The organism is Croceicoccus sp. BE223 (assembly GCF_031457155.1).
GTDB lineage: Bacteria > Pseudomonadota > Alphaproteobacteria > Sphingomonadales > Sphingomonadaceae > Croceicoccus.
The window spans coordinates 60759-86176 of the sequence record NZ_JAVDWB010000005.1 but is presented as its reverse complement, the minus strand read 5'-3'; the positions used below and the strand labels follow the sequence as shown (position 1 = coordinate 86176).

Annotated in this window: 22 protein-coding genes and 1 tRNA gene; 11 read left to right on the top strand and 12 right to left on the bottom strand. The window is 66.4% G+C overall.

What is annotated here, in order from left to right:
- Positions 1 to 166: 166 nt before the first annotated feature.
- Entirely contained in the window at positions 167 to 1720 is a 1554-nt protein-coding gene (locus J2X37_RS11350) for a DUF6504 family protein (protein ID WP_310021267.1), read from the bottom strand.
- Positions 1659 to 2525 (bottom strand): hypothetical protein, encoded by an 867-nt coding sequence (locus tag J2X37_RS11345; RefSeq protein ID WP_310021265.1) that lies wholly within the window; start codon positions 2523 to 2525, stop codon positions 1659 to 1661. Before J2X37_RS11345 ends, J2X37_RS11350 begins: the two co-directional genes overlap by 62 nt.
- Positions 2526 to 2693: 168 nt before the next feature.
- Between J2X37_RS11345 and J2X37_RS11340 the strand changes: the two genes are divergently transcribed.
- Positions 2694 to 3179: a pyridoxamine 5'-phosphate oxidase family protein gene (locus J2X37_RS11340; RefSeq protein WP_310021263.1), complete on the top strand. Its 486-nt coding sequence runs from the start codon at positions 2694 to 2696 to the stop codon at positions 3177 to 3179.
- A 79-nt stretch (positions 3180 to 3258) separates the two neighbouring features.
- Here the strand turns inward: J2X37_RS11340 and J2X37_RS11335 are convergent, their stop codons facing one another.
- Positions 3259 to 4833, bottom strand: coding sequence for an amino acid permease (locus J2X37_RS11335; protein ID WP_310021262.1), 1575 nt, complete (start codon positions 4831 to 4833; stop codon positions 3259 to 3261).
- 166 nt (positions 4834 to 4999) lie between these two features.
- On the opposite strand from J2X37_RS11335, the gene panB reads away from it, so the two are divergent.
- A complete protein-coding gene (panB, locus tag J2X37_RS11330; protein ID WP_310021259.1) occupies positions 5000 to 5869 on the top strand; it encodes a 3-methyl-2-oxobutanoate hydroxymethyltransferase in 870 nt (289 codons plus the stop codon).
- 63 nt (positions 5870 to 5932) lie between these two features.
- Positions 5933 to 7012, top strand: coding sequence for a DUF475 domain-containing protein (locus J2X37_RS11325; protein WP_310021257.1), 1080 nt, complete (start codon positions 5933 to 5935; stop codon positions 7010 to 7012).
- Here J2X37_RS11325 and prsR read toward each other — a convergent pair whose 3' ends face one another.
- The 4 genes from prsR to J2X37_RS11305 all read right to left on the bottom strand — a co-directional run bounded on the left by prsR (position 7013) and on the right by J2X37_RS11305 (position 11236).
- Positions 7013 to 8404, bottom strand: coding sequence for a PEP-CTERM-box response regulator transcription factor (gene prsR, locus J2X37_RS11320; protein ID WP_310021255.1), 1392 nt, complete (start codon positions 8402 to 8404; stop codon positions 7013 to 7015).
- On the bottom strand, positions 8404 to 10479 hold the full coding sequence (prsK, locus tag J2X37_RS11315) for an XrtA/PEP-CTERM system histidine kinase PrsK (RefSeq protein WP_310021253.1): 2076 nt from the start codon (positions 10477 to 10479) through the stop codon (positions 8404 to 8406). The genes prsR and prsK overlap by 1 nt, the downstream gene beginning before the upstream one ends.
- A gap of 207 nt (positions 10480 to 10686) precedes the next feature.
- On the bottom strand, positions 10687 to 10971 hold the full coding sequence (locus J2X37_RS11310) for a hypothetical protein (protein WP_310021250.1): 285 nt from the start codon (positions 10969 to 10971) through the stop codon (positions 10687 to 10689).
- Positions 10972 to 11080: 109 nt separating this feature from the next.
- Positions 11081 to 11236, bottom strand: a complete 156-nt coding sequence (locus J2X37_RS11305) for a hypothetical protein (RefSeq protein ID WP_310021248.1) — start codon at positions 11234 to 11236, stop codon at positions 11081 to 11083.
- 165 nt (positions 11237 to 11401) lie between these two features.
- Here J2X37_RS11305 and J2X37_RS11300 point away from each other — a divergent pair, with 165 nt between their 5' ends.
- On the top strand, positions 11402 to 12034 hold the full coding sequence (locus J2X37_RS11300; protein WP_310021247.1) for a winged helix-turn-helix domain-containing protein: 633 nt from the start codon (positions 11402 to 11404) through the stop codon (positions 12032 to 12034).
- Positions 12035 to 12049: 15 nt separating this feature from the next.
- Here the strand turns inward: J2X37_RS11300 and J2X37_RS11295 are convergent, their stop codons facing one another.
- The 4 genes from J2X37_RS11295 to efp all read right to left on the bottom strand — a co-directional run bounded on the left by J2X37_RS11295 (position 12050) and on the right by efp (position 15512).
- Positions 12050 to 13840 carry an SLC13 family permease gene (locus J2X37_RS11295; RefSeq protein WP_310021245.1) on the bottom strand — a complete coding sequence of 597 codons (1791 nt, stop codon included), beginning with the start codon at positions 13838 to 13840 and terminating at the stop codon, positions 12050 to 12052.
- An 87-nt stretch (positions 13841 to 13927) separates the two neighbouring features.
- Positions 13928 to 14011: transfer RNA gene (locus J2X37_RS11290), tRNA-Leu, on the bottom strand.
- 74 nt (positions 14012 to 14085) lie between these two features.
- Complete coding sequence (locus J2X37_RS11285; protein ID WP_310021243.1) at positions 14086 to 14922, bottom strand: inositol monophosphatase family protein; 837 nt, start codon at positions 14920 to 14922, stop codon at positions 14086 to 14088.
- A gap of 26 nt (positions 14923 to 14948) precedes the next feature.
- The gene (gene efp, locus J2X37_RS11280; RefSeq protein WP_310021240.1) at positions 14949 to 15512 is read right to left on the bottom strand and encodes an elongation factor P; all 564 of its coding nucleotides are present in this window, start codon (positions 15510 to 15512) and stop codon (positions 14949 to 14951) included.
- 199 nt (positions 15513 to 15711) lie between these two features.
- Here efp and J2X37_RS11275 point away from each other — a divergent pair, with 199 nt between their 5' ends.
- The 7 genes from J2X37_RS11275 to J2X37_RS11245 all read left to right on the top strand — a co-directional run bounded on the left by J2X37_RS11275 (position 15712) and on the right by J2X37_RS11245 (position 24333).
- Positions 15712 to 16275, top strand: coding sequence for an adenine phosphoribosyltransferase (locus J2X37_RS11275; protein ID WP_310021238.1), 564 nt, complete (start codon positions 15712 to 15714; stop codon positions 16273 to 16275).
- 127 nt (positions 16276 to 16402) lie between these two features.
- Positions 16403 to 18127, top strand: coding sequence for a peptide ABC transporter substrate-binding protein (locus J2X37_RS11270; protein WP_310021235.1), 1725 nt, complete (start codon positions 16403 to 16405; stop codon positions 18125 to 18127).
- 34 nt (positions 18128 to 18161) lie between these two features.
- A complete protein-coding gene (locus tag J2X37_RS11265) occupies positions 18162 to 19082 on the top strand; it encodes an ABC transporter permease subunit (protein ID WP_310021232.1) in 921 nt (306 codons plus the stop codon).
- Positions 19075 to 20016 (top strand): ABC transporter permease subunit, encoded by a 942-nt coding sequence (locus J2X37_RS11260; protein ID WP_310021230.1) that lies wholly within the window; start codon positions 19075 to 19077, stop codon positions 20014 to 20016. Before J2X37_RS11265 ends, J2X37_RS11260 begins: the two co-directional genes overlap by 8 nt.
- Before the next feature lie 6 nt (positions 20017 to 20022).
- The gene (locus J2X37_RS11255; RefSeq protein WP_310021228.1) at positions 20023 to 21075 is read left to right on the top strand and encodes an ABC transporter ATP-binding protein; all 1053 of its coding nucleotides are present in this window, start codon (positions 20023 to 20025) and stop codon (positions 21073 to 21075) included.
- Complete coding sequence (locus tag J2X37_RS11250) at positions 21072 to 22148, top strand: oligopeptide/dipeptide ABC transporter ATP-binding protein (RefSeq protein ID WP_310021226.1); 1077 nt, start codon at positions 21072 to 21074, stop codon at positions 22146 to 22148. The genes J2X37_RS11255 and J2X37_RS11250 overlap by 4 nt, the downstream gene beginning before the upstream one ends.
- A gap of 133 nt (positions 22149 to 22281) precedes the next feature.
- Positions 22282 to 24333 (top strand): 3-hydroxyacyl-CoA dehydrogenase NAD-binding domain-containing protein, encoded by a 2052-nt coding sequence (locus J2X37_RS11245; protein ID WP_310021224.1) that lies wholly within the window; start codon positions 22282 to 22284, stop codon positions 24331 to 24333.
- A 78-nt stretch (positions 24334 to 24411) separates the two neighbouring features.
- Here J2X37_RS11245 and glk read toward each other — a convergent pair whose 3' ends face one another.
- Positions 24412 to 25356, bottom strand: a complete 945-nt coding sequence (glk, locus tag J2X37_RS11240; protein ID WP_310021222.1) for a glucokinase — start codon at positions 25354 to 25356, stop codon at positions 24412 to 24414.
- Between the last annotated feature and the right edge of the window lie 62 nt (positions 25357 to 25418).

The following is a 25418-nucleotide window of genomic DNA, read 5'->3' as shown; positions in this document are numbered from 1 at the left end:
TATTGTCGATATAGACCGGCAACCCCGGCGATCCACGAAATCGCACCCTCTGCGCCAATCGACGCGGCGGTGATCGGGAACGGCTTTCAGGGACACAGACAGCGGGACACGGACGGCCTCCGTGTGGGGCGGCAGGAGCAATCCTGTCGCCTCTTCGCGTTTGAAATCAGGCGAAAAGCCCGTGCAGGAACCATTGCGGCAAACCGCCGCGCCCGTCGCCCACAAGGCCCGCACGATAGAGCCAGTAGCGCCGCCCTTCCCCGTCCTCGATCCGGTAATAGTCGCGCAGCCGCGTGGTGCCGCGTTCGTGCCACCATTCCGGCGCGATCCGTTCCGGCCCTTCGGCCCGCAGCACCTCGTGCAGCGCGCCGCGCCAGCGAAAACGGCGCGGCAGGCCGTCGGGCGTGGCGTAGAGCACCTCGACCGGCTCGGCCCGGTCCAGCAGCTTCAGCGGGCGGTGGTGAAAGACCATCTCCTCCTGCGCTGGCGGCATCGGTTCGAGCGGCGGCTGCCAGCGCTGGGCGCGTTCGGGCAAGTGGCTGGCATGGGGCACGGCGCGGCGCACCGCATCGGGGCCGAGCCGGGTCGACAGCCGGTCGATGCAGGCAGCAAGGCTGGTGCCCTGCTCGTTCTCCGCCTCGCCCAGGCGGACCTGCGCGGCGGTGAGCGGTTCGGCCCAGCTGGCGGTGAGGCGGACCATCTCGAACCCGAAGCCGGCCTCCAGGCCCTGCAGCTTTTCGGAGAACAGCCGGCACAGGTGCGCCGGATCGCGCGTGGCGGCGGCAAGCTCCAGGCGGCGGATCGTCACTTCGCCGTCGACGCGCCAGCAGGCCAGATCGACCCGCCGCGCGCCATGGCCCCGCCCTTCCAGTTCGCGCACCAGCGCCGCGGCCAGATCGCGCAGCACCACTTCCAGGAGCGGCAGGTGGCGGATCGGCTCCATCAAACGGTGCTGGACCATCGCCGGCGGCACCGCGATGACCGGCAAAAGCGGTTCGGGGACCAGCCCGACAAGCTGGTCGTGGCGCAGCAGCGGGTTGGCCGCAGGCGTGCGACGGTTGCGGAAACGGCGAACCAGCGCCTCTCGCCCCACGCCGGACAGGTCGCCCAGCCGCTTCAGCCCCAGCCGGCGCATGACCAAAAGGACATCGTCATCAAGCCGCAGCGCCGCCATCGGCAGTGCGGACAACCGTTCGGCGATATCCTCGCCCGGCGGCAGGATGGCGCAGGCCGGGCCGTGATGCGCCAGCGCCCAGGCCGCGCCAGCCGTGGGCGCGATGGCGAGCCGGGCGGCAAGGCCGCGCGACGCCAGCATCGCCTGTGCATCGGCCAGCAGGCGTTGTTCGCCGCCGAACAGGTGGGCCGCGCCGGTCACGTCGACAAGCAGGCCGTCGGGCATGTCCATCGCGCTCCACGGCCCCCACCGCTGCGCCCAGACCGCCATCTTTTCGAGGAACGCGAGATCGCCCGCCGCATCCGCCGGATGGACGACGAGCGAAGGGCAGACCGCGCGCGCATCGGCCAGCATCACATCCTCGCGCACGCCCGCCATGATCGCGGCGCGGTTCAGCGCGTCGATGCGCGGGCCATGCGCGGTTTCGCGGATCAGCGCGACGGGGACGGCATCCTCGCCCTCCCCTTCGCGGAGCGGCGCGTCCTCAGCGTTCCGGCGCAGCCGCCGCCAGCGGTTGATCGCCAGCTGCGCCAGCCAGATCGCCATCACTCGCCGCGGCGGCGGCGATGCGGCCATGGCCATCACCGTCCTCCTGCCTGCTGATCCACCATGTGCCGGGCCGGGTGCCGCGCGCCCGGAAAAGCTCCGCCCGCCAGCGCGGCAGCCCGGGTGCCTGCGCGTTCCATGACGACGGAGCGGACGGGGCCGAAGCCGCTTCCCACCGCATCCGCGCCGCGCCCAGGTCGCGCCGCGCATCGAGCCGCACCAGCCACAGCGGCACGCCGTGACGCTCTGCCGCCAGCACCAGACGGCGCGTCGCGGTAAAGTCGATCTCCCGCGGGTTGCCCGCGATCTCGCCGATCACGAAGGCGAGGTCGCGGCAGCGGATGCCTTCCTCCAGCGCGAAAAGCGCCTCTGCCGCGTTCCTGGTCTTCACGTGCACGCAGCGATGGCGCAAGTCGCGCGGCAGGCCGGGCAGATAGGGCCTTCCGCCCATTTTCAGCGCCTTCCCGTCCTGCACCCACAGGAAGGGCCGCTCGTCGCTGCACGGCGGGGGTACGTCGCGGCCCGGGCCGATGCGGGGGCTGCCCTCTGCCAAAGCGATGGCAAGCGCCGCGCCCGTCGCCTCCGCACCGGGGGCGAAGATGTCGCCCGCCCCGCGGAAAGGCGAGCCGGGATGCCATTCGTCGATCCTTGCACCCGGGGAACCGGACGGCACGGGCGTGCCACCATCCTCCCCCAGCCAGCGGGCGGGAGCGAGGCGGGCGGCGGGAAACATCCCGTCGGGAACGCCCGAAGGCACGACACGCGGGGCATCTCTGCCAGCATCGGGGGCGGCATGAATGGTCATCGAATCACTTTGGCAAGTCCCTTGGGAACGATCTTTGTTCTTATTATGTTCCCGCCATCGAGTCCAAGCCCATAGCGTCATCGCGCGGTGGAAATGCGCCGGCCCCCTCGCCGTGAATGGAACCCCGCCTCCCTCCTCTCGTTAACCAGACACACGAAAGGACCCGCCATGAATTACGACAAACACCCCGATCCCGAGAAACTGAAGCACGAATTCTGGGAAGCGATGAGCAAGTCGCCCTTCGTCATGCTCCAGCTCGGCTCCGATCCCGACAGCGCCGCACCGATGACGGCGCAGCTCGACAAGGACGCCAACAGCGCCATCTGGTTCTTCACCTACCGCGACAACCGCTTTGCAAAGCTGGGTCCGGCGACCGCCACCTACGCGTCGAAGGGCCACGACGTCTTCGCCCGCTTCCACGGCGTGCTGAGCGAGGAAACCAGCCGCGAGCGTCTCGACAAGCAGTGGGACAACACGGTCCAGGCCTGGTTCCCCGGCGGCAAGGACGATCCGAAACTCCTGCTGATGCGCATGGACCTCGGCGATGCGTCGATCTGGTACGGCGACATGAGCATGATCGCCGTGGGCAAGATGCTACTCGGCATGGACGTCACCGACGATGTCGCGGGCGGGCAGGTCGAAACCACGCTCTGATCTGCCGGCTTACCCCGAAACGAAAAGGGCCGCCCCCGATTGGGAGCGGTCCTTTTTTATTTGCCTCTGCAGCGTCCGATCATGCCTTCGGCGGATGAATCGGGACCTGCGTTTCCTCTCCCGCCACGTCGTCGACGACTTCCACGATGCCGCGGCCCAGGTGGCTGGCCCCCCGGCTGTAGGCGAAGTAGATCACCATCCCGATCGCCGCCCATACCGGCAGGAACAGCATGGCCCCGACCGGCAGGTTGAAGAACAGGAACAGGCAGCCCGCGATCGTCAGCGGCGCGACGATCCACACCGCCGGCACCTTGAACGCGCGCTGGCGCGAAGGATCGCGGCGGCGCAGCACCATGACCGCGATGGCCACCATCATGAACGCATAGAGCGTGCCGGCGTTCGAGATGTCGGCCAGCTGGCCCACCGGGAAGAACGCCGCGCCGATGGCGACGACGATGCCGGTGATGGCGGTGACGACGTGCGGGGTCTTGTACTTCGGATGCACGGCGCTCAGCCTTTCGGGCAGAAGGCCGTCGCGCGCCATCACGAAGAAGATGCGCGTCTGGCCGAAGATCAGCACGAGGATGACCGACGGCAACGCCAGGAACGCGGCGATGCCGAGCATGTTGCCGATGCCAGAGAAACCGATGACACGCAGCACATGGGCCAGCGCCTCGTTCGAACAGACAAGGGCGTCGGCATGTTGCGGCATGGCGCACTGGCGGGCCAGTTCTTCCGACCCCGCCGGGAAGGGAACGCCATCGGGCCCCATGATCGGCTGGCCGCCGATGGTGCCGATCGCGCCCGCGGCGACAAGGATGTAGAACACGGTACAGAACAGCAGCGACCCGACGAGACCGATGGGCACGTTGCGCTGCGGGTTCTTGGTCTCTTCCGCAGCGGTCGAGACCGCGTCGAAGCCGACATAGGCGAAGAAGATCGTCGCCGCCGCGCCGACCGCGCCGACGCCGGTGCCGAAACCGCCGAACACGCCGGCAGGAAGGAACGGGTTGAACCGCGCCGGATCGAATTCGGCACTACCCAGCGTGAGCACGACGAAGGCCGTCAGCGCGGTGACCTTCACTGCGACGAGGATGGCGTTGAACTTCGCGCTCTCGCTCGTCCCTACGATAAGCAGGCCGGTGACCAGCAGCGCGATGACCAGCGCGGGAAGATTGATCAGCCCCCCCGGTGCCCCGCCCAGCGCGAGCGGACCCGCCGCGAGCCAGGGTGGCAGCTGCACCCCCATCAATTCGTTGAGGAACGTGCCCGAGAAATAGCCCGACCAGCCCACCGAAACCGCGGCGGCGGCGATCGCGTATTCCATGATCAGCGCCCAGCCGACCGTCCAGGCGAGGAATTCGCCCATCGTCGCGTAACTGTAGGTATAGGCCGACCCTGCCACCGGGATCATCGCGGCGATTTCCGCGTAGCAGAGCGCGGCCACGATGCAGACCGCGCCGGCGATGGCGAAGGCCAGCATGAGGCCCGGCCCCGCCTTCTGCGCGCCGGCGGCGGTCAGCACGAAGATGCCCGTGCCGATGACGCAGCCGATGCCGAAGAGTGTCAGCTGGAACCAGCCGAGCGATCGATGCAGCGATTTCTTCTGTGCCGTCGCCAGAATGGCGTCGAGCGGTTTTACACGACCAAACATTGGTCCTCCCTGATATCCCTGTCCGGCTGAAGGCGAGCCGCGCTGACAAGCAGGCAAGCGCGGTCCGGGCCGGAATCCTGGCGCGAAGCTAGCTTCAATTGAAACCAGTGCAAGCGCAATCGCCTCGCCGCTTGCCCGTTGTTCACCGGAAACCTACAAGCGCGCCATGTCCACCACTTTCCAGCTCGACACCGCGACTAGTCGCGCCAATCCCACCCCCGCGCCGATGAAGCGGCTGACGGTGCCGCGCATCAAGCAGCGCAAGGTCGACGGCGTCACGGCGGAGCCGCTGGTGATGCTGACCGCCTACACCGCAAGGCAGGCGCAATTGCTCGATCCGCATTGCGACATGCTGCTCGTCGGCGATTCGCTGGGCCAGGTGATCTACGGCCTGCCCTCCACGCTGCCGGTCACGCTCGACATGATGATCGCGCATGGCGCGGCCGTGGTGCGCGGCTCCTATCATTCGCTCGTCGTCGTCGACATGCCGTTCGGGTCTTACGAGGCGAGCCCGCAGCAGGCCTTTGCCAGTGCCAGCCGGATCATGGCCGAAACCGGCGCGGCCGCGGTGAAGCTCGAAGGCGGCGTGGCCATGGCCGAAACGGTCGCGTTCCTTTCCGCGCGCGGCATCCCGGTGATGGGCCACGTTGGCCTGACCCCGCAGGCGGTGAACGCGCTGGGCGGCTACATGGCGCGCGGGCGGAGCGAGGCGGAAGAGGCCAAGATCATCGCCGACGGCAAGGCCGTGGCTGAAGCCGGTGCGTTTGCGCTGGTGATCGAGGGCGTGGTCGAGGACATCGCCATCGCGTTGACCGGGGCGGTTGCGGTTCCCACCATCGGCATCGGCGCATCGGCGCAGTGCGACGGGCAGGTTCTGGTGACGGAAGACATGCTCGGCATGTTCGAACGCGTGCCGCGCTTCGTGAAACGCTACAACGACATCGCGCAGGTCATCTCGCAGACCGCGGAAACTTATTCCGCCGACGTGCGTTCGCGCAGTTTCCCGACAGCGGATCAGGTCTACCCCGCCAAGTAGCCCCTTCCCGCCCGACCCGGCTGCGGCTACGGGCCCAACTCAATTTAGAATTCGGACATCTGCATGGAAACGCTGAAGCGATTTTACGGCTTTTCACTCGTCTTCACCCTGATCTGCCTAGGGCTCGGCGCATGGTACGGCATGGCGAGCACGGGCACCCTTGGCGGGACGGCGCAACTGCTGTGGATCATCGTCGTGCTCTCGGTCCTCGAAATCTCGCTCAGCTTCGACAACGCGGTGGTCAACGCCTCGGTGCTGAAGGACATGAGCCGTGTCTGGCAGAAGCGGTTCCTGACCTGGGGCATCCTCTTTGCGGTGTTCGGCATGCGGATCGTCTTCCCCCTCGCCATCGTCGCGATCGCGGCAGGCCTTGGCCCGGTAGAGGCGGTGAACCTGTCGCTCAACGACCCCGCCGAATACGAACGCATCGTGTCGAGCGCGCACGTCGGCATCGCCGGTTTCGGCGGCGCCTTCCTGGCTATGGTGGGCCTCAAGTTCTTCTTCGACGGCGAGAAGGACATCCACTGGATCGGCGCGGTCGAGCGGTTCCTGGGCCGCTTTTCCGCTCTTCCTGCGGCCGAAATCGCGCTGCTGTTGCTCAGCTTGTGGGGCATCTCGCTGATGCTCGACGATGCGGAGGCGCTGACCTTCCTCGTCGCCGGCATCCTCGGCCTCGTCACCTTCATCGCGGTCGAAGGGGTGAGCACCCTGCTCGAACTGCACGAAGAAAAGCAGCGCCTTGCCGGGGCCGCGGTGCGGAGCGGGCTGGGCGGGTTTCTCTATCTCAACATCCTCGACGCGAGCTTCAGCTTCGACGGCGTGATCGGTGCCTTCGCCCTGTCGAACAACATGATCGTCATCGCCCTCGGCTTGTCGATCGGGGCTCTGTTCGTACGCTCGATGACGATCCACCTCGTCGAAAAGGGCACGCTGGCACAATATCGCTATCTCGAGCACGGCGCATTCTGGGCGATCATCGTGCTCGGCGCGATCATGCTGCTGTCGTCGCGGTTCCATATTCCCGAAACGGTGACCGGCCTGATCGGCGCGATCCTGATCGGCCTCTCGCTGCTCTGGTCGATCCGGTTCAAGAAGCGTCACCCGGACCACGCGATCGCCGAGGAACTGCAGATCGCCGAGTGATCAGGCCGAGAGGTCGTACTGCTTCAGCAGGTCGTAAAGCGTCGGGCGGCTGATACCCAGCATCCGCGCCGTCGAGCTGATGTTGCCGTCGCTACGCGCCAGCGCATGGCGGATCATGCGGCGATCGGCCTGCTCGCGCGCGGCCTTGAGGTTTAGCGCATTGGCGAGGTCCTCGTCCGGATCGGCAAGATCGAGATCCTCGGCGCTCACCAGCTTGCCGTCGGCCATGATGACCGCGCGCTTTACCCGGTTTTCCAGCTCGCGCACGTTGCCCGGCCAGTGCCACGCATCGATGGCGGCGAGCGCCTCTGCGGAAAATCCGGTGACCTTCGAATTCATCTCGGCCGCGAAGCGATGCAGGAAATGGCGCGCCAGCAGCGGCGCATCGCCCGGTCGTTCGGCCAGCGTCGGGATGGTCACGACGATCTCGGCCAACCGGTAGTAGAGATCCTCGCGAAAGGTCCCCTCTGCGATCATCGCCGGCAGGTCGCGGTGCGTGGCGCAGACGATCCGGGTGTCGATGGCGATGTGCCTGCGACCGCCGATCCGCTCGAGCGTGCGTTCCTGCAAAAAGCGCAGGAGCTTGGCCTGGAGCGAGAGCGGAATGTCGCCCAGTTCGTCGAGGAACAGGGTGCCGCCTTGCGCCAGCTCGATCTTGCCCTCGCGCGTGCTGGTGGCACCGGTGAAGCTGCCCTTCTCGTGGCCGAAAAGCTCGCTTTCCAGCAGGTGTTCGGGGATCGCGGCGCAGTTGATCGCCACGAAAGCTCCGCCCCGGCGCGGGCTGGCATCGTGGATCCCGCGGGCCAGCAGTTCCTTGCCCGTCCCGCTCGCCCCGTTGAGCATCACCGAGACATCGGCGGCGGCGACCCGCTCGATAGTGCGGGCGACGCGCATCATTTCGGGCGCGGACGTGATGATCGTGCCCAGCACCCGGCTTTCCTCGCCGGTCTTCGCGGCCAGCGCGCGGTTCTCGCGTTCGATGGCGGTAAGATTCAGGGCGCGGCGCACGATCAGGGCCAGCTCCTCGATCTTCACCGGCTTGGCATAGAAGTCGTAGGCGCCCCGTTCGATCGCCTGCAGCGCGGATTCGTGTGCGCCGTGGCCGCTGGCGATGATGACCTTGGTATCGGGCTTCAACGCCATGATCGCGTCGAGCAGGGCGAAACCCTCGCTCGTCCCGTCGGGATCGGGCGGCAGGCCGAGATCGAGTGTCACGACGTCGGGCTGGCACGAACGAAGCGCCGCGATGGCGGCATCGCGGTCACCCACCACGGTCACGTCGAAATCGTCCCAGGCCCATTTCAACTGCGTTTGCAGCCCGGGATCGTCCTCCACCACCAGCAGCTTCGGCAGCGCTCCTGTCCCGCCGTCACCTTTCGCCAGCCTGGCCATCATGCCACCTTTCTGTCATTGCCTGTGGCCGCCTCTGCGCGAGGCAGCCAGATGGTGAAGCGCGAACCGTGCCCTACCCGCGAATCCACTTCGAGCCGGCCGCCCATCGCGCGGATCAGCTCTCTCGCCTCGAACGCGCCGATGCCGAACCCGTCCGCCTTGGTGGAGACGAAGGGCTTGAACAGGTTCGATCGGACGAATTCGGGGCTCATGCCGCAACCGAAATCCTCGACCGCGATGGCCGCGAGCCGATCGGTGGAGGGAAAACGGATCTCGACCGTACGGCCCGGCGCGCTGGCCTCGATCGCGTTGCGCGCGAGATGGCGGATTACCCGGTCGAGCGCTTCGCCATCGCCGAGAAGCGGCGCGGTGCCGCCATCGTGGACGATCACGAGGCCCGAGGCGATCTCGAGCGAAAGAGCCTTGGCCACCACGTCGGCGGGGCGCAAGGGTTCCATCGCGCGGCCACCGATGGCTTGTGCGGAACCGCGATAGTTGGACAGGCGACCGAGCAGGGTTTCCATCCGATCTGTCGCGCTGCGCAGAGTGACCAGCATGTCGGCGCGAAAGGCAGGCTTCTCTATATGCCGCTCCGCGTTTGAGACCAGTAGCCCCAGCTGGCTGGCGAGGTTCTTGATGTCGTGCATGACGAACGCCATGCGCCGGTTGAACTCGTCGAAACGCGCGGCGTCGAGCAATTGCTTCTGCGCGGCATTTTCCGCCAGATGCGCGGCAAGTTGCTGGCCGACGATGCGCATCATGTCGAAGTCTTCCCAGTCGAGCCGGCGGGCATAGACCGGGCGGGCCAGCACGACGACCCCGGTGATGCGGTCTGCGACCTGCAGCGGGACCATCGCCCAGACGCTGCGATCGCCAAGCAGCCATCCCGGCACGATCTGGCGATGCAACCCGGGCCTGTCGCGCAGGCCATCAAGCGCGACGACGCTGCGATCGTCGGCGAACAGGGCGAGCGCCGGAGCCGGAAACGGCGCTGCCGGCACCTCTAGCTCCCAGTTCCAGCGTGCCGACAGGCTCATTTCACCATCCTCCGACGGCGTCAGCAGCAGGCCCGACGGACTGTCGACGATATCGGCCAGCGACTGCACCGCCCGCTGCTCCAGCGTCGATGGTTCGTCCGGGCCGCTGCCGGCGATGGTGCCCGACAGGCGCAGCCATTCGGCCCGATAGTCGTAGCGGTGGCGGAAGAAGTTGCGGGCCACCGCCTCGCGCAGCCAGGCCCGAAATCCGCTCGATGCCAGCAAAGCTCCGACGAAGACAGCCATGACGACCGCGCCGAAGCGCGAAAGAGCGCCCAGACCCGCGTCGCTGTGCGCCAGCGCGCCGTCCACTGCGAAAAGTGCGAAGAGATAAAGCGCGATCACCAGCAGCGAGAGGCTCTGGAACGCGACCGTACGCGATGGCGCAAAGCGCGGCACCGGCTTGCGCCGGGCATCCATCCAGACGAGCGTGGCCACGACCGTCCATGCCATCGCGCGGCCCAGGACGACGGCGTCGGGCAATCTGCCCGACAGGTACTGGATGGCGAACACGTTGAGTTCGTAGCCCCAAGCGACGACGAGCGCGCCGGCCATCGCGCCGAGCCGCAGACGTTGCTGGGCCCCGGCCCCGATATAGAGGTTGTGCACCAGCACCAGCATGCCGACCACGAAGAGCAAATGGAAGATGTTCGACACCCGCTCGATCAAGAGGAAGGCGCCCGGCATGGTGAACATGTCGGACAGCACCACCAGCGGCACTTGCAACAGTTCGGCAAGGGCCAGCGCCGCAATCACCGGGCGAACCGGCCGCAAGCTGGCGTGGCGGCCATCGACCGCGAACTGGGCGCGAAGCACCAACAGCCATGCAAGGTTGCGCAGGGCCGTAACCAGCCAGAGCGCGCGAACGTCGACGGCATGAGGCGAGGAGGCAAGGAGATGCACGGCGCTTGCGCCGAGCGCGGCAATCACCAGCGCGCGGTGTTCACCGGCACGCGAGCCGCGCCAGATGGCAACGGCTGCGAGAAGGCATGCAAGCGCCGCCGCGGCGAGGCTGACCGTCGATAACCGGGCCAGCATCATCGCCCCCGGAGGCGTGAACGGCGGAGCCGCCAGGGCCGGGATGACGACGCCCGGCGGGCGACAGCATGATGACGGGTGCGGGCCATGGCGGACAGCCTAGCCGCCGCATGGTAAATGCCCCGTAAAAGCGAACCCCGGCAACCATCGCTGGCGCCGGGGCTCTGATCGCGATGCGGCTGCCCCGTCGGGCTGCCGCCATCGGAATTATTCCGCGATCTTGTCCGCAGCCTTGTCGGCGGCGTCGCCGATGCTCTGCGCCGCATCGCCAACGCTGTTCGCCGCGTCCGCGACGGCGTTATCCTTGGCGACTTCCGACGAATTGTTGTTCCTCAGGAAGATGGCGCCGACGATCAGGGCGACGATCAAGACCGCGAAGATCGCCCAGCCGGCCCCGCCACGGCGTTCGGCCGGGGCGTCTCGGATGATCTCGGTGTGGGTGTGCGTGTCGCCAGACGGCGTCCGCGTTTCGATGATACGCTCTTCAGTCATGGAAATCTCCTGAACCGTTTGCCTTCAAACGATGCGGTCGGTCCAAGGTTCCGCCGGTCGCACGACCGGGGCACTTCGGCGCTCGATCCAGGAAATCTTGAAGTCCGGCTCAGCCCTCGAGCAGGCTGTCCAGCGTCTTCCGGAATGCGCCGACGGTGCTGGTGTCCTGCTTGGAAACGGTGTCGAGCCAGGCGGCGATATCGCCGGTGGCCACGTCGTTATCGCTGCGCGCATCGATGGTAGCGTTCACGTTCGTCATGATCATTGAAGGCTTTCCCGTAAGTTCTGCGGCGCAGACAGCCCCAACCTGACAGGGGTGTCAATAGCCCCGAGTGAACGTTTTCCCGATGCGACCCGGTTGTGACAATGCCGCAACAGCGCTTCGGTTCCGGCGTTGCAAAACGTGCTTCGATCCCCCACTGGCCGCAAGATGATTGCGCCTGCCGTTCCGCCCCCGCGTTGGCTCCTCGATTGCAGCCAAGACGACCGGGAGGCCCTGATGCAGGCGGGCTTGCCGACCGCCTTCGAGTCGCTGCGGTGCAACACGCTTCCCGCGTTGGCTTTCGTGAGCCTTGCCCTGCCCGATTCTGCCGATCGCATCCTCTCGGCCCGGCACGAAGGCGCATCGGTCCTCTCGATCGCGACCAGTGCCCAGACCGTGCAGCGCAGGGCAGCGCTGGCTTTGGGTACGACGGAGTTCCTGCAAAGCGGCCCCATCGATCCCGAGCAGCTTAGCGCCCGGATCGAATTCCTGGTTACGGGAAGCGCCCTCCCCGCTTTGCTGGAACTGGACATCGAGCGCGGGCAAGTGACCGTCGATGACACGGTTCATCCCGTTTCCGAGCGCGAGACAGCCTTGTTTCAGGTCCTGCTCGCAGCCAAGGGCGGTTTCGTCAAGCACGAGGCGCTGCTCGCCGCCGTCTGGCAGGGGCGCTACGACGATCGGCAGCATCTTCGCGTCGCCATCAACCGTCTGCGCCGCCGGATCGAGCCGGAGCCGGACATGCCGCGCTATCTGCTCAGCGAACCGGCGATCGGCTATCGCATCGGCCGTCCCCGTTAGCGCGCGGCGTTGCGGCTACATGTAGACGTAGATGAGCGCGATCGAGAGCGTTGTCGCCATGAGCACGACAAGGGGCAAGCCGGTGCGCAGGTAATCGGCGAACCTGTACTGCCCCTCTTCCATGATCAGCATGTTGGTCTGATAGGCGATCGGTGTCGCGTAGCACAGGTTGCAACCGAACAGCACCGCCAGCACCAGCGGTTCGACCGGCAGGCCGAGCGTCTGCGCGATCTTGAACGCGATCGGCGTGCCGACCGTGGCCGCCGCCGCGTTGGACGCGAAATTGGTCAGCAGGGTCACGAACAGCATCACCGCCGCGACGATCATCGCCGGGGGCAGATACTGCAGGCCCGACGACAGCAGCAGCCCCAGCCATTCCGCCGCGCCCGTTTCCAGGATCAGGCGACCCACCGCGATGCTGGCGGCAACCAGCACGATGACGTTGGCCGACAAGGCGTTGCCAACCCGTTCGAACCTGACGCAACCGGTGACGAACATCGCGATCGCACCGGCCATGGCCGAAATCGCGATGGGCCAAAGCCCGACGCTCGCGGTGCCGACCGATCCGAACATGATCGCGGCCGCCATCACCGCCTTCGAACGGCGAGGCAATTCGACCACACCTTCGAGCAGCAGCAGATTGTCGCTCTGCGCAAAAAGCTCGATCTCCGCGAGCGGCCCCATGACGAGGAGGACGTCGCCGGCCTTCAGCTCCAGCTCGGCATATTCGTGGCGCCCGCGATCGTCGCCGCGATGGTGCTGGTGGATGCCGAGGACGGCCACGCCGAACTGTCCGGCCACGCCCGATGCCGGGATGGTCAGCCCGACGAGCCGCGATTCCGCCGTCACCGCCATTTCGACCACGACGACGTCGCTGCCCTTGTTGCGCGCCGCGGCGGACAACCGCTCGATGACCCAGGCCGGGGCGATCCGCGCCTTGAGGCTGCGCATCGCTTCTTCCAGAGCCTTGTGCGTGCCGCGCACGGCGACTCGCGAATTGGCGGTGATCGGCTGATCCAGCGAATCCTCGAAGGCGAACCCCTCGGGCAGGCGCGATTGGAGGTCGCGCGGTGTCACGCCGATCAGTTCGCTGTCGTCATCGACCCGCATGGTGGCGGCGAACAGGCGCCGGTCGCGGGTGAAGGACTGACCGTTGTCGGGCAACAGGCGCGGCATGACCAGCCAGAGGTACGGCAGCGCCACCAGCGCGGCAAAGGCGACGATCGGCGTGAAGTCGAAGACGTGCATCGGCTCCATGCCCAGATCCGCGGCGATGGAAACGACGAGAAGATTGGTCGAAGTGCCGATAGTGGTCGCCATGCCGCCGATGAGGACCGCGGCGTTGATCGGGATCAGCGTCTTCGACGCTGCCATCGCGCCCTTTTCGGCCAACCCGACGAAGACCGGCAGCAGCAGGACCAGCACCGGGGTGTCGTTGACCATCGTCGACAACGCCATCGCCAGCAACAGCGAGACCAGCATGCCGAGCGAAGTGTTGAACTGCCAGACGCGCGCCAACACCCGCGTCGCCGGTTCGAGCGCACCGGTGACGACGAGGCCGCGCCCCATCACCATCAGCGCGCAGATCGTGATCAGCGCCGGGTGGCCGAAGCCGGAGAAGGCGAGCGCCAAGCCGTCGGTCTGGTGCTGGCCGTCCATCGGAAAGAAGAACAGGCCCAGCGCGATAAGGACGATGGTGGCGAGGCTGACGATCTCGGTCGCGACGCGCCCGCGGGCGAAGGCCACGAACATCGCGACCGTCAGCACCATCGCGGCCAGCGCGTGGTAGGGGGGAATGCCCGGCATCAAGGCGAAGGGTTATCCGCCGAATATCCCGCGCAAGCAACCGCTTCGGGCAGGATGCGTCCGGATCGTGTGCGCATCGCGGTCATGTGGTGCCCCTGGCCCGACTCGAACGGGCACGTCCGAAGACAAACGATTTTGAGTCGTTCGCGTCTACCATTCCGCCACAGGGGCACGGTTCCCGCCGTGCGCGGGAAGCCGCTCTTAGCGAGGCGATGCGGCCCCGGCAAGCACGGGCTTCGTCGGCCTCAGTCGCCCTTGAGCGCCGTTGCCAGCAGCTTGTGCAGACGCGAATGCAAGGCGTCGTTGCCGGCCAGCACGGTCTGGTCGCAGATCTGCAAAGAGCGGCCGCGCCAGTCGGAAACGAAGCCGCCCGCTTCGCGCACCAGGAGGCAGCCCGCAGCGGTATCCCACGGCTTCAGACCGGCTTCCCAGTATCCCTCGTACCGGCCCGCGGCCACCCACGCGAGGTCGAGCGAGGCCGAACCGAAGCGGCGGATGCCGGCGACGCGCGGGGCGATCTCGCCCGCGATCTTCGCCCATTGCCCGAAATTGCCCGCGCCGGCGAAGGGAACACCGGTGGCGATCACCGAATCGGCCAGGTCGCGGCGGGCCGAGACGCGCAGGCGCGCATCGTGCAGCCATGCGCCGCGGCTCTTTTCGGCCCAAAACGTCTCGTCCGTGACCGGCTGGTAGACGACCCCGTGGGTCACCTCGCCCCAGCCCGAACCGTCCGGCCCCTTGCCGTCGAGCGCCGGTTCCTGCACCGCGATCGAGATCGCGAAGTGCGGCAACCCGTGCAGGAAGTTGGTGGTGCCGTCGAGCGGGTCGATGATGAAGCGCGGCTTGCCCTCCTCGCCCTCGATCTCGCCCGATTCCTCCAGGAGGAAACCCCAGCCGGGGCGCGCCGCCCGCAGTTCTTCCCACAAGGTGCGTTCAGCCGCGCGGTCCGCCTTCGACACGAAGTCGGAAGGGCCCTTGCGGCTGACCTGCAGGTGCGCGACTTCGCCGAAATCGCGGCGCAGGCGTTGCCCGGCCTTGCGTGCTGCGCGCTCGATGACGCGGATGAGTCCGGTGATGGCCATGTTCGACTATGCCTTCGCCGGGGGCCTCAGGAGGCCTTGCCCACGTACGTCCGTTCGTAGACGTCGACGACGATGCGGGTGCCGCTCTCGATATGCGGGGGCACCATGACGCGCACGCCGTTTTCGAGGATGGCGGGCTTGTAGCTGGACGAGGCGGTCTGCCCCTTCACTACGGCGTCGGCCTCGACGATCGTCGCCTCGACCTGCTCGGGAAGCTGCACGCTGATCGGCTTTTCGTCCCACAGCTCGAGCAGCACTTCCATGCCGTCTTCGAGGAACGCGGCGGCATCGCCCAGCAGGTCGGCCGGCAGGGTGATCTGGTCGTAGGTGTCCTTGTCCATGAACACCAGCATGTCGCCGTCGGCGTAGAGGTACTGGAAGTCCTTGGTGTCGAGGCGCACCCGTTCGATCGTGTCGGCGCTGCGGAAGCGGACGTTGGTCTTGCGGCCGTCCTGCAGGTTCTTCATCTCGACCTGCATGTAGGCGCCGCCCTTGCCGGGCTGGGTATGCTGGATCTTGGCGACCTTCCAGATGCCGCCTTCGTATTCGAGGATGTTGCCGGGGCGAATGTCGACGCCGCTGATCTTCATGGTGCTTCAGCCTGTGAAAGAGCGTGAGGGTATTTCGGAAAGCGCCGCCCTTAGCCGTTGCCGAGCGTGTCGGCAAGCGACCGCTTTTCCGTCCTCGCCCGGCCTTCGGGCATCGGGCGCGGAACGACCGGTTGCCCGCAGCCGCGCGACTGCATAGTGTCGCACCCGGCGCGCGATATCGGCCGCCGGGCACGGGAGCATGACGAAGCGCATGGCAAGCAACGGCGACCAGAACGGCGACTTGAAGGACCTCGTCCGGACGATTCCCGATCATCCCAAGCCCGGCATCATGTTCCGCGACATCTCCACCCTGATGCTGGAGGGCGAGGCCTTCGGCGCGGCGATCGACCGGCTCGCTTCGCTGCTCGACGGCGACAGGCCGGACCTCATCGCCGGGATCGAGGCGCGCGGCTTCGTCTTCGCCTCGGCGCTCGCCTACAAGCTGGGTTGCGGCGTGCTGATGCTGCGCAAGCGCGGCAAGCTGCCCGGCACGACCATCTCGATCGAATACGCGCTGGAATACGGCACCGACATGCTGGAAATGCACGACGACGCCTGCGGCCCCGGCGCGAATGTCGTGCTGGTCGACGATCTCATCGCCACCGGCGGCACGGCGATGGCGGCGGTGGAATTGCTGCGCGGGCGCGGCGCGCGGGTCGAACAGGCGCTGTTCGTCATCGACCTTCCCGAACTGGGCGGGGCGGAGCGATTGCGCGAAGCCGAGATGGGCGTTCACGCGCTGATGGCCTTCGACGGCGAATAAAATCACATGTAACCAACGCGTCACGGTTTTCTGGCGGAAAACCGGGAGAAATTGCGCCGTTCAGGTGTTGTTACGACAAGCTCTGCTTGCGGTAACCGGCGAAAGCCCATACCCAAGAAGGATGCAAATGAAACTACTTCGCCACGTCTTTCTCGTCATGCTGCTCGGATTCGGCCTCGCCTCGTGCGGCGACCGGGAGAAGGCGACCGACGTGGCCGCGGCGCAGGGCATTCTCCTGTGGGGCAACGGGACAGAGCCCAAGGGGCTCGACCCGCACCTCGTCACCGGCGTGCCGGAAAATCACATCATTTCCTCGCTGATCGAGGGGCTGATCGCCTACCACCCGACCAACGACCTGATTCCCGAACCCGGCATGGCCGAACGGTGGGAGCATAATGCCGACCAGTCGGTGTGGACGTTCTATATCCGCGACGCGAAGTGGAGCAACGGCGACCCGGTCCTGGCCAGCGACTTCGTCTACAGCTGGCAGCGCGCGCTGACGCCCGAACTCGGCAACGAATATGCCGAGATGTTCTACGTGCTGAAAGGCGCCGAGGCGTTCCACAAGGGCGAGACCAGGGATTTCCGCACCGTCGGCGTCAAGGCGCTTGGCCCCCGCGTGTTGCAGGTCACCCTCGTCGGACCGACGCCCTACTACCCGAACATGCTCAAGCACTACTCGTGGTTCCCGGTGAACCCGCGCGCTGTGGAAGAGCATGGCGGCATGGCCAACCGGCAGAGCGGTTGGTCCACGGCGGAAAACTACGTCGGCAACGGCCCCTTCATGATCAAGAAATGGGTTACGAACCAGGAGATCGAGGTCGTTCGCAATCCCGATTACTGGGACGCGGCGCGCGTCCGGCTGAACGGCATCCGCTTCTTCCCGATCGAGAACGCCGGGGCCGAGGAAGTGATGTACCGCAGCGGCCGGCTGCACCTCACCAACAACGTGCTGAACCAGAAGGTGCAGTTCTTCCAGAAGACGATGCCGGACGATCTGCGGATCGAGCCCTATCTCGGCAACTACTATTACAAGGTGAACGTCAACCGCAAACCGTTCGACGACCCCCGCGTGCGCAAGGCGCTGGCCCTGGCGGTCGACCGCAAGCTGCTGGTCGAAAAGGTCACAAAGGGCGGTCAGCTTCCCGGCACCGGCTTCGTGCCCGCGGGCGTCCCCGGCTATCCGCCGAGCGACATCGCCAGGACCGACATCGCGGAAGCCAAGCGTCTGCTGGCCGAGGCCGGCTATCCCGACGGCAAGGGCTTTCCCAAGACGGAGATCCTGATCAACACCCTGGAAACCCACCGCCAGATCGCCGAGGCGCTGCAGGCGATGTGGCAGAAGAACCTCAACGTGAAGATCGGCATCTACAACCAGGAGTGGAAGGTCTACCTCGATAACGTCAAGAAGCTGAACTACGACATGGCCCGCGCCGGGTGGATCGGCGACTATGTCGATCCGGCGGCCTTCCTGTCGATCATGACCACCGGCAACGGCAACAACGACACCGGCTGGGGCGATCCGCGCTATGACGCGCTGATCGAGCAGGCCCAGCGTGCTCCGGACGAGGCGACCCGCTTCGCCATGTTGCGCAAGGCGGAAGGCATCATGATGGAGGCGATGCCGATCATCCCGCTCTACTTCTACACCCGCGTCTACCTGCGCGATCCGCGGCTGAAGGGGTGGCACCCCACCCTGCTGGACAACCACCCGGTGAAATACCTCTATTTCGACGAGCAGGGCGCCCCGACCCCGGCGCAGGCCACGCTCGATCCGCGCGGCGCGCCGATGCCGGGAACCGTGCCGAGCCCTGCCCCCACCGCCACGCCGACTGCGGCAACCGCCCGGTGAACGCCGTTACCCCTTTCGCGACGGGATCGACATCATGCTGAAATTCATCGGCAAGCGCTTCCTTCAGGGCATCCTCGTCCTGATCGGGATCTACGCCGTCACCTTCTTTCTCGTCGCGGCGACGCCGGGCAGCCCGTTCAGCACCGAACGCGCCATCGCCCCGGAGATCCTCGCCCAGATCGAGAAGTTCTACGGCTACGACAAACCCGTGGGCGAGCGGTTCCTGACCTCGCTGTCCAACATCGTCCTGCGCGGCGACTTCGGGCCAAGCGCGGTCTATGCCAACCGGACGGTGACCGCGATCATCGCCGAAAGCTTCCCGGTCTCGCTCAAGCTGGGCTCGATCTCGCTGCTCGTCGCGCTGCTGATCGGCATTCCGGCGGGCATCCTGGCGGCTGTGAAGAAGAACACCTGGCTCGACTACGTGCCGATGTCGGCGGCGATGGCCGGCATCTGCCTGCCGACCTTCGTGATGGGTCCGCTGCTGGCGCTGGTCTTCGGCCTGATCTTCGCGGTGCTGCCGGTCGCGGGCTGGTTCGGTCCGGAATTCGTGATCCTGCCGGCTGCCACGCTGGGTCTTTATTACGCGGCCTATTTCGCCCGGCTGACGCGCGGCGGGATGCTCGAAATGCTGAACCAGGATTTCGTCCGCACGGCCCGGGCCAAGGGCGTGCCCGAACGCACGATCGTGTGGAAGCACTGCCTGAAGGGCGGGCTGATCCCCGCCATCACCTTCCTCGGCCCCGCGCTGGCGGGCATCATTTCCGGCTCGTTCGTGGTCGAGACGATCTTCCAGATTCCCGGCCTCGGCCAGTGGTTCGTGAAGGGCGCGCTCAACCGCGACGACTTCCTGATCCTGGGCCTCACTCTCCTTTTCGCGGCGCTGATCGTGTTGATGAATCTCCTCGTCGACATCGCCCAGGTCGCGCTCAACCCACGGCTGAAGTATGACTGATCATTCCGAAACCGCCGTCCTCGCCAGCGAACCTGCGCCGCGGCCGCGCCGCAGCGCCTCCGAGATTGCCGAAGAGGAACTGGTCCAGGGCTCGTCCCTGTGGAAGGACGCATGGTCGCGGCTGCGCAAGAACCGGCTGGCGGTGGCGAGCCTGGTGATCTTCGTCCTGATCGCGCTTGCCTGCATTGTCGGGCCGTGGATCAGTTCCTACGACAGTCAGGCACAGGACCTGTTCCTCGGCGCCACCGCCCCGTCGGCAGAACACTGGTTCGGCACCGACACGCTGGGCCGCGACCTGCTCGTCCGCACGCTCGAGGGCGGGCGCATCTCGCTGATGGTCGGCCTTCTCGCGACCGTCGTCTCCTTGATGATCGGCGTGGTCTACGGTGCGACGGCGGGTTATCTCGGCGGCAAGGTCGACGCGACGATGATGCGCTTCGTCGACCTGCTCTATGCCCTGCCCTTCACCATCTTCGTCATCCTGCTGATGGTCGCCTTCGGGCGTTCGATGTGGCTGATGTTCATCGCGATCGGCGCGGTCGAGTGGCTGTCGATGGCCCGCATCGTGCGCTCGGGCGTGCTCGGGCTCAAGAAGCAGGAATTCGTCGAGGCCGCGGTGTCGCTGGGCTACAGCCACACGCGGATCATCCTCAGGCATCTCATCCCCAACGTGCTCGGCCCGGTCATCGTCATCGCGACGCTGACCGTGCCCGCGGTCATGTTGCTGGAAGCGTTCCTGTCGTTCCTCGGCCTGGGCGTGCAGCCGCCCGACGCCTCGTGGGGCGTGCTGATCAACGAAGGGCAGCAGAACATGGAGATCTATCCTTGGCTGCTGATCTTCCCGGCCTTCTTCTTCGCCCTCACCCTCTTCTGCCTCAATTTCCTGGGCGATGGCCTGCGCGACGCGCTCGACCCCAAGAGCGCGAAGGACTGATTCCCCATGACTGCAACTGGCCCCCTCCTTGAAGTCAAAGACCTCAAGACCTCGTTCTACACCCGCGACGGCGTGGTGCGGGCGGTCGACGGCGTGTCGTTCTCGGTCGACAAGGGCGAGACGCTCGGCATCGTCGGCGAGTCCGGTTCGGGCAAGTCGGTCACCTGCTATTCGCTGATGCGGCTGATACCCGAACCGCCGGGCCGGATCGACGGCGGCACCGCGATGTTCGACGGGCGCGACCTGTTGCAGATGGACGAAGCGGAATTGCGCAAGGTGCGGGGCAAGAGGATCAGCATGATCTTCCAGGACCCGATGACCTCGCTCAACCCCTACCTCAAGATCAGCACCCAGCTGACCGAGGCGCTGCGCCTGCACTACGACGTCGACCACAAGACCGCCGTCAACAGGGCCATCGCCGCGCTGGAGGAAGTCGGCATTCCCGAAGCCTCGAAGCGCGTCCACAGCTATCCACACGAATTCTCGGGCGGCATGCGCCAGCGCGTGATGATCGCGATGGCGCTGATCACCGAACCTGACCTGCTGATCGCGGACGAGCCGACCACCGCGCTCGACGTGACGGTGCAGGCGCAGATCATGGACATCATCAAGCGGCGGCAGGAGGATCTCGGCACCGCGGTCATCCTGATCACCCACGATCTCGGCGTCGTGGCGGGAACCTGCGACAAGGTGAACGTCATGTACGGCGGCCGGATGATGGAGAGCGGGACCGCCGAGCAGGTCTTCTACAACGCGCGGCACCCCTATACCCGCGCCCTGCAGAAGACGATCCCCTCGCTTCAGACCAAGGGCGAGAACCTCTACACCATCCCCGGCCTGCCGCCAGATGTCTCGAAGCCGATCCACGGCTGCGCCTTCTATCCCCGCTGCCCTTATCCCAAGACCGGCCTGTCCGAGGGGGAGCGGCCCGAGCTTGTCGAGCTCGAGAACGGGCACTGCTACGCCGACTGCCGCTTCTGCGATAGTTCGGCCCCGATCGAGAGCGTGCTGAGCACCGAAGTGCCCGAAGAGACCGAAGCGGCGGGAGCGGCGCAATGAATCCCGAGACGCCTGAGAGCTTAATCGACACCGCGCACACGGAGGCGCCCCACACCGAACCGGCGGTACCGATCGACCCGCGCCGCGATTTCCTCGTTCTCGACGACGTGCACACGCATTTCGACCTCGGCACCCACTTCTTCACGCGCGAAAGCAAGGGCGTGGTGAAGGCGGTCGATGGCGTGACGCTCACCGTGAAAGAAGGCGAGATCCTAGGCCTCGTCGGCGAATCCGGGTGCGGCAAGTCGACCCTGTCGCGCACGATCATGCAGCTGATCCGGCCCACGTCGGGCCGCATCTTCCTCGAAGGCAAAGAACTGTCCGCCCTGTCGGAGAAGGCGATCCGGCACGAACGGATCAACTTCCAGATGATCTTCCAGGACCCTTACGCCTCGCTCAATCCGCGCCAGACGGTGCTGACCACGCTGGCCGAGGCGATCCGCACGCGGCACCCCGACCTCAAGGGTGCGGCGCTGCGCGGGCGCGTCGCGGAACTCCTGCGCACGGTGGGCCTCAACCCGAACCAGATGAAGCGCTATCCGCACGAATTCTCGGGCGGACAGCGCCAGCGCGTCGCCATTGCCCGCGCACTCGCGCCCGAGCCGAAACTGATCATCGCCGACGAGCCGGTGTCCGCGCTCGACGTGTCGATCCAGTCGCAGATCCTGAACCTGCTGAAACGGCTGACGCGGGAAATGGGCCTGACGATGATCTTCATCAGCCACGACCTGTCGGTTGTGCGCTACATCGCGGACCGGATCGCGGTGATGTACCTCGGTCGCATCCTCGAACTGGGAGAGGCGAGCGAGATCGTCGATCATCCGCTGCACATCTACACCCGTGCGCTGATGAGCGCGATCCCGACCCCGGACCCGCGCGCCGAACGCACCCGCCATCGCATCGTGCTGCAGGGCGACCCGCCTTCGCCGCTCAACCCGCCCGAAGGGTGCAATTTCTGGCCGCGCAGCCCCGTGCCGCACGACGAGCGGATGAAGCACGAGCAGCCGATCCTCGAGGAAATTCGCCCGGGTCACTTCGCCGCGAACTGCCCGTTCTGTCTGCAGGGATCGTAAAACGCACCTGTTCCCCTGCGGAATTGCCATTTCCGGTCATTGCGGGCATCTCTCCCCGCGATTCTCGCCCTCTCATGCCCGCCTGCCGGTAGGCATGACACGGGGCCGCCCATACTGGAAAGGAACCGCCTAGATGTCCGAAGCGCTCTCCGACACCGTCTCGCTGTCGGTCGAAAACGGGATTGCCGTTGTCCTGATCGACAATCCGCCCGTCAACGCCCTCGGCCTTTCGGTCCGGCAAGGCCTGGCCGCGGCGGCTGACCGCATCGCGTCGGATAGCGACATCAAGGCGGCGGTGATTTCCGCCAAGGGTCGCACCTTCCCCGCCGGCGCCGACATCGCCGAGTTCGACATCGGCATGCGCGAGCCCTGGCTGCCGGGCGTGATCGACCGGATCGAGGCGCTGGCCAAGCCGGTCGTGGCCGCGATCTTCGGCACCGCGCTGGGCGGCGGGCTCGAACTGGCGCTCGGCTGCCATTACCGCATCGCCGGGGCGAGCGCGAAGATGGGTTTGCCCGAAGTGAAGCTCGGCCTCCTGCCCGGCGCCGGCGGCACCCAGCGCCTGCCCCGGCTGGTCGGTGCCGAGGCCGCGCTGCAGATGATGATCACGGGCAAGCCGGTGAAGGCCGCGCTCGCCGAACAGATGGGTCTCGTCGACAAGGTCGTCGCCGACGATGCCCTGATGGCCGAGGCCGTGGCCATGGCCGCCGCCGTGATGGTCAAGGACGGCCCGCTGCCCCGCGTGTCCGAGAAGGAAGACGTGATCGCGAAGGACCGCGCGGACACCGAACTGTTCGACCGGTTCAAGGCCGAACACGGCCGTGAATTCCGCGGCGTGATCGCGCCGGGCGAAATCCTCGCCTCGGTCCAGTCCGCCGTCAGCCTGCCCTTCGCCGAGGGGATGAAGGCCGAGGCAGCCAACTTCAACAAGCTCTTCACCTCGGACCAGTCGATGGCGCTGCGCCACGTCTTCTTCGCAATGCGCGAAACCGCCAAGGTGCCCGACATCGCCAAGGACACGCCGCTGATTGACGTGAAGACCGTCGGCGTCATCGGCGCCGGCACGATGGGCGGCGGCATCGCCATGAACTTCGCCAACATCGGCATTCCGGTCACGATCGTAGAGGTGAAGCAGGAAGCGCTCGACCGTGGCCTGTCGGTGATCCGCAAGAATTACGAAAACACCGCGAAGAAAGGCCGCCTCACCACCGAGGACGTCGAGACCCGGATGGGTCTCCTCACCGGCTCGCTCGACATGAACGATCTCGCCGATTGCGACCTCGTCATCGAGGCGGTGTTCGAGAGCATGGAGATCAAGGAGAAGGTGTTCAGCCGGCTCGACACGATCTGCAAGCCGGGCGCGATCCTCGCCTCGAACACGAGCTTCCTCGACATCGACCACATCGCGACCTTCACCTCGCGTCCGGAGATGGTTCTGGGCCTGCACTTCTTCTCGCCCGCCAACGTCATGCCCCTGCTCGAGGTGGTGCGCGGCGCGAAGAGCAGCGACAGCGTGATCGCCACCGGCATGAAGCTGGCCGGCAAGATCGGCAAGACGCCGGTGCTGGCCCGCGTCTGCGACGGCTTCATCGCCAACCGCCTGATGTTCCCCTACATGGTCGCGTCGATGGAGATGCTGCTGCGCGGCACGCCGATGCAGGTGATCGACGCCACGATGCGCGACTACGGCTTCGCCATGGGGCCGCTGCAGATGCTCGATCTCATCGGCCTCGACGTCGTGACCTTCCCGGGCCAGACGACGATCACCGGCGAGCTGGTCAAGCTGGAACGTCGCGGCCAGAAGCTGAACGGCGGTTTCTACGATTATGACGAAAAGCGCCGCGGCACCCCCTCGCCCGCCGCGATCGACGTGGTCGAGCAGGTCCGCAAGGCGCGCGGGATCGAGGCCGGCGCCGAGCTTCCCGCCGAACACGTGCTGGCTGGCCTGCTCTACCCGGTCGTCAACGAAGGCGCCAAGATACTTGAGGAAGGCATCGCCCTTCGCGCCGGCGACATCGATGTGGCCGCGATCCTTGGCTACAACTGGCCCGCCTATCAGGGTGGCCCGATGTGCTGGGCCGACATCCACGGTCTGCCGCGCATCGTCGCGGGTCTGAAGATGATGGGCCTCAAGCCTGCCGCCCTGCTTGAAAAGCTGGTTGCCGAGGGCGGATCGTTCACCTGATCCGGACCCTCGGGTCCCGAAAAAGGGGCGGCGCGCCAGTCCGGCACGCCGCCCCTTTCTTCATGGGTCGATGACGGCTCAGCCGTATTTCTGGGCGAAGGCCGCCGCCGCGCCGAACAGGCCGGGCTGCGGATGGGTGATGAGCCGCACCGGGATCTTCTCCATCAAGGAGCGGAAGCGGCCCTTGTAGACGAAGCGCTCGGCAAAGGGCGAGGCGATGATCTGGTCCTTGATGCGAAGGCCCAGCCCGCCGGCGATCACCACCGCGTTCGATCCGTGCGCCAGCGCTAGGTCGCCTGCCGCCGCGCCGAGGATCATGCAGAACCGCTCCATCGCCTTGACCGCGACCGGATCGCTGCCGGTGATCGCCGACAGCCACAATTCACGGTCGTCGCCTGAAGGCATCGGCAGGCCTTCGATGCGGGCGATCGCTTCGGCCAGATAGACGATAGCCGGTCCCGAACACATCCGTTCGACCGAGACGCGCGGCAGCGATTCGCGCACGTGCGCGAGGATCTCCTCCTCCACCCGATCCTCGGGCGCGAAGCCGATGTGGCCGCCCTCGGTCGGCTGCACGCGATAGGATCCGTCGGGCCGGCGGACCAACGCCGCGACGCCCAACCCGGTGCCGGGGCCGGTGATCGTCGTTGTGCCATGCTCGGGAATGTCGGTCGGCCCGGCCAGGTGCACGAAATGCTCCTCGCCCGCGGCGGCGACCGCGTGGCCGACGGCGGCGAAATCGTTGATCAGGACATGTTCGTCGACGCCCAGTTCGCGGCCGATATCGGCGGGGCGGATCACCCAGTGCGAATTGGTGAAGCGTATCTCGTCCTCGCTCACTGGCCCGGCGACCGCGATCGCGGCGACGCGCGGCAGGCGGCCTTCCTGCGCGTCCTCGAACCGCTGCCAGGCCGCGGCCAGCCCGGCGACGCTGCCGGTGGCGAACGTTGTCGGTTCGTTGACCGAGACGACCTTGCCGCCCCTCACTTCCGCCAGTGCGAAACGGGCGTTTGTTCCTCCCACGTCGATGGAGACGAGGCTTTTTGTTGTGTCCTTTGCCATGGCGACAGGAGCTAACCGCTCGC

What these genes read in the sequence shown, in the direction of transcription:
- J2X37_RS11340 (WP_310021263.1), top strand. Translation starts at nt 2,694, where the DNA reads ATGAATTACGACAAACACCCCGATCCCGAGAAACTGAAGCACGAATTC.
- J2X37_RS11325 (WP_310021257.1), top strand. Translation starts at nt 5,933, where the DNA reads ATGGAAACGCTGAAGCGATTTTACGGCTTTTCACTCGTCTTCACCCTG.
- J2X37_RS11285 (WP_310021243.1), bottom strand. Translation starts at nt 14,922, where the DNA reads ATGGCCATCACCGGACTCATCCGCGTCATCGAGCGCGCAGCACGCAAG.
- J2X37_RS11295 (WP_310021245.1), bottom strand. Translation starts at nt 13,840, where the DNA reads ATGCCGGGCATTCCCCCCTACCACGCGCTGGCCGCGATGGTGCTGACG.
- J2X37_RS11260 (WP_310021230.1), top strand. Translation starts at nt 19,075, where the DNA reads ATGACTGATCATTCCGAAACCGCCGTCCTCGCCAGCGAACCTGCGCCG.
- J2X37_RS11255 (WP_310021228.1), top strand. Translation starts at nt 20,023, where the DNA reads ATGACTGCAACTGGCCCCCTCCTTGAAGTCAAAGACCTCAAGACCTCG.
- J2X37_RS11265 (WP_310021232.1), top strand. Translation starts at nt 18,162, where the DNA reads ATGCTGAAATTCATCGGCAAGCGCTTCCTTCAGGGCATCCTCGTCCTG.
- J2X37_RS11310 (WP_310021250.1), bottom strand. Translation starts at nt 10,971, where the DNA reads ATGACTGAAGAGCGTATCATCGAAACGCGGACGCCGTCTGGCGACACG.
- J2X37_RS11335 (WP_310021262.1), bottom strand. Translation starts at nt 4,833, where the DNA reads ATGTTTGGTCGTGTAAAACCGCTCGACGCCATTCTGGCGACGGCACAG.
- J2X37_RS11350 (WP_310021267.1), bottom strand. Translation starts at nt 1,720, where the DNA reads ATGGCGATCTGGCTGGCGCAGCTGGCGATCAACCGCTGGCGGCGGCTG.
- prsK (WP_310021253.1), bottom strand. Translation starts at nt 10,479, where the DNA reads ATGCTGGCCCGGTTATCGACGGTCAGCCTCGCCGCGGCGGCGCTTGCA.
- prsR (WP_310021255.1), bottom strand. Translation starts at nt 8,404, where the DNA reads ATGGCCAGGCTGGCGAAAGGTGACGGCGGGACAGGAGCGCTGCCGAAG.
- J2X37_RS11345 (WP_310021265.1), bottom strand. Translation starts at nt 2,525, where the DNA reads ATGACCATTCATGCCGCCCCCGATGCTGGCAGAGATGCCCCGCGTGTC.
- J2X37_RS11250 (WP_310021226.1), top strand. Translation starts at nt 21,072, where the DNA reads ATGAATCCCGAGACGCCTGAGAGCTTAATCGACACCGCGCACACGGAG.
- J2X37_RS11270 (WP_310021235.1), top strand. Translation starts at nt 16,403, where the DNA reads ATGAAACTACTTCGCCACGTCTTTCTCGTCATGCTGCTCGGATTCGGC.
- J2X37_RS11245 (WP_310021224.1), top strand. Translation starts at nt 22,282, where the DNA reads ATGTCCGAAGCGCTCTCCGACACCGTCTCGCTGTCGGTCGAAAACGGG.
- efp (WP_310021240.1), bottom strand. Translation starts at nt 15,512, where the DNA reads ATGAAGATCAGCGGCGTCGACATTCGCCCCGGCAACATCCTCGAATAC.
- panB (WP_310021259.1), top strand. Translation starts at nt 5,000, where the DNA reads ATGTCCACCACTTTCCAGCTCGACACCGCGACTAGTCGCGCCAATCCC.
- J2X37_RS11305 (WP_310021248.1), bottom strand. Translation starts at nt 11,236, where the DNA reads ATGATCATGACGAACGTGAACGCTACCATCGATGCGCGCAGCGATAAC.
- J2X37_RS11275 (WP_310021238.1), top strand. Translation starts at nt 15,712, where the DNA reads ATGACGAAGCGCATGGCAAGCAACGGCGACCAGAACGGCGACTTGAAG.
- J2X37_RS11300 (WP_310021247.1), top strand. Translation starts at nt 11,402, where the DNA reads ATGATTGCGCCTGCCGTTCCGCCCCCGCGTTGGCTCCTCGATTGCAGC.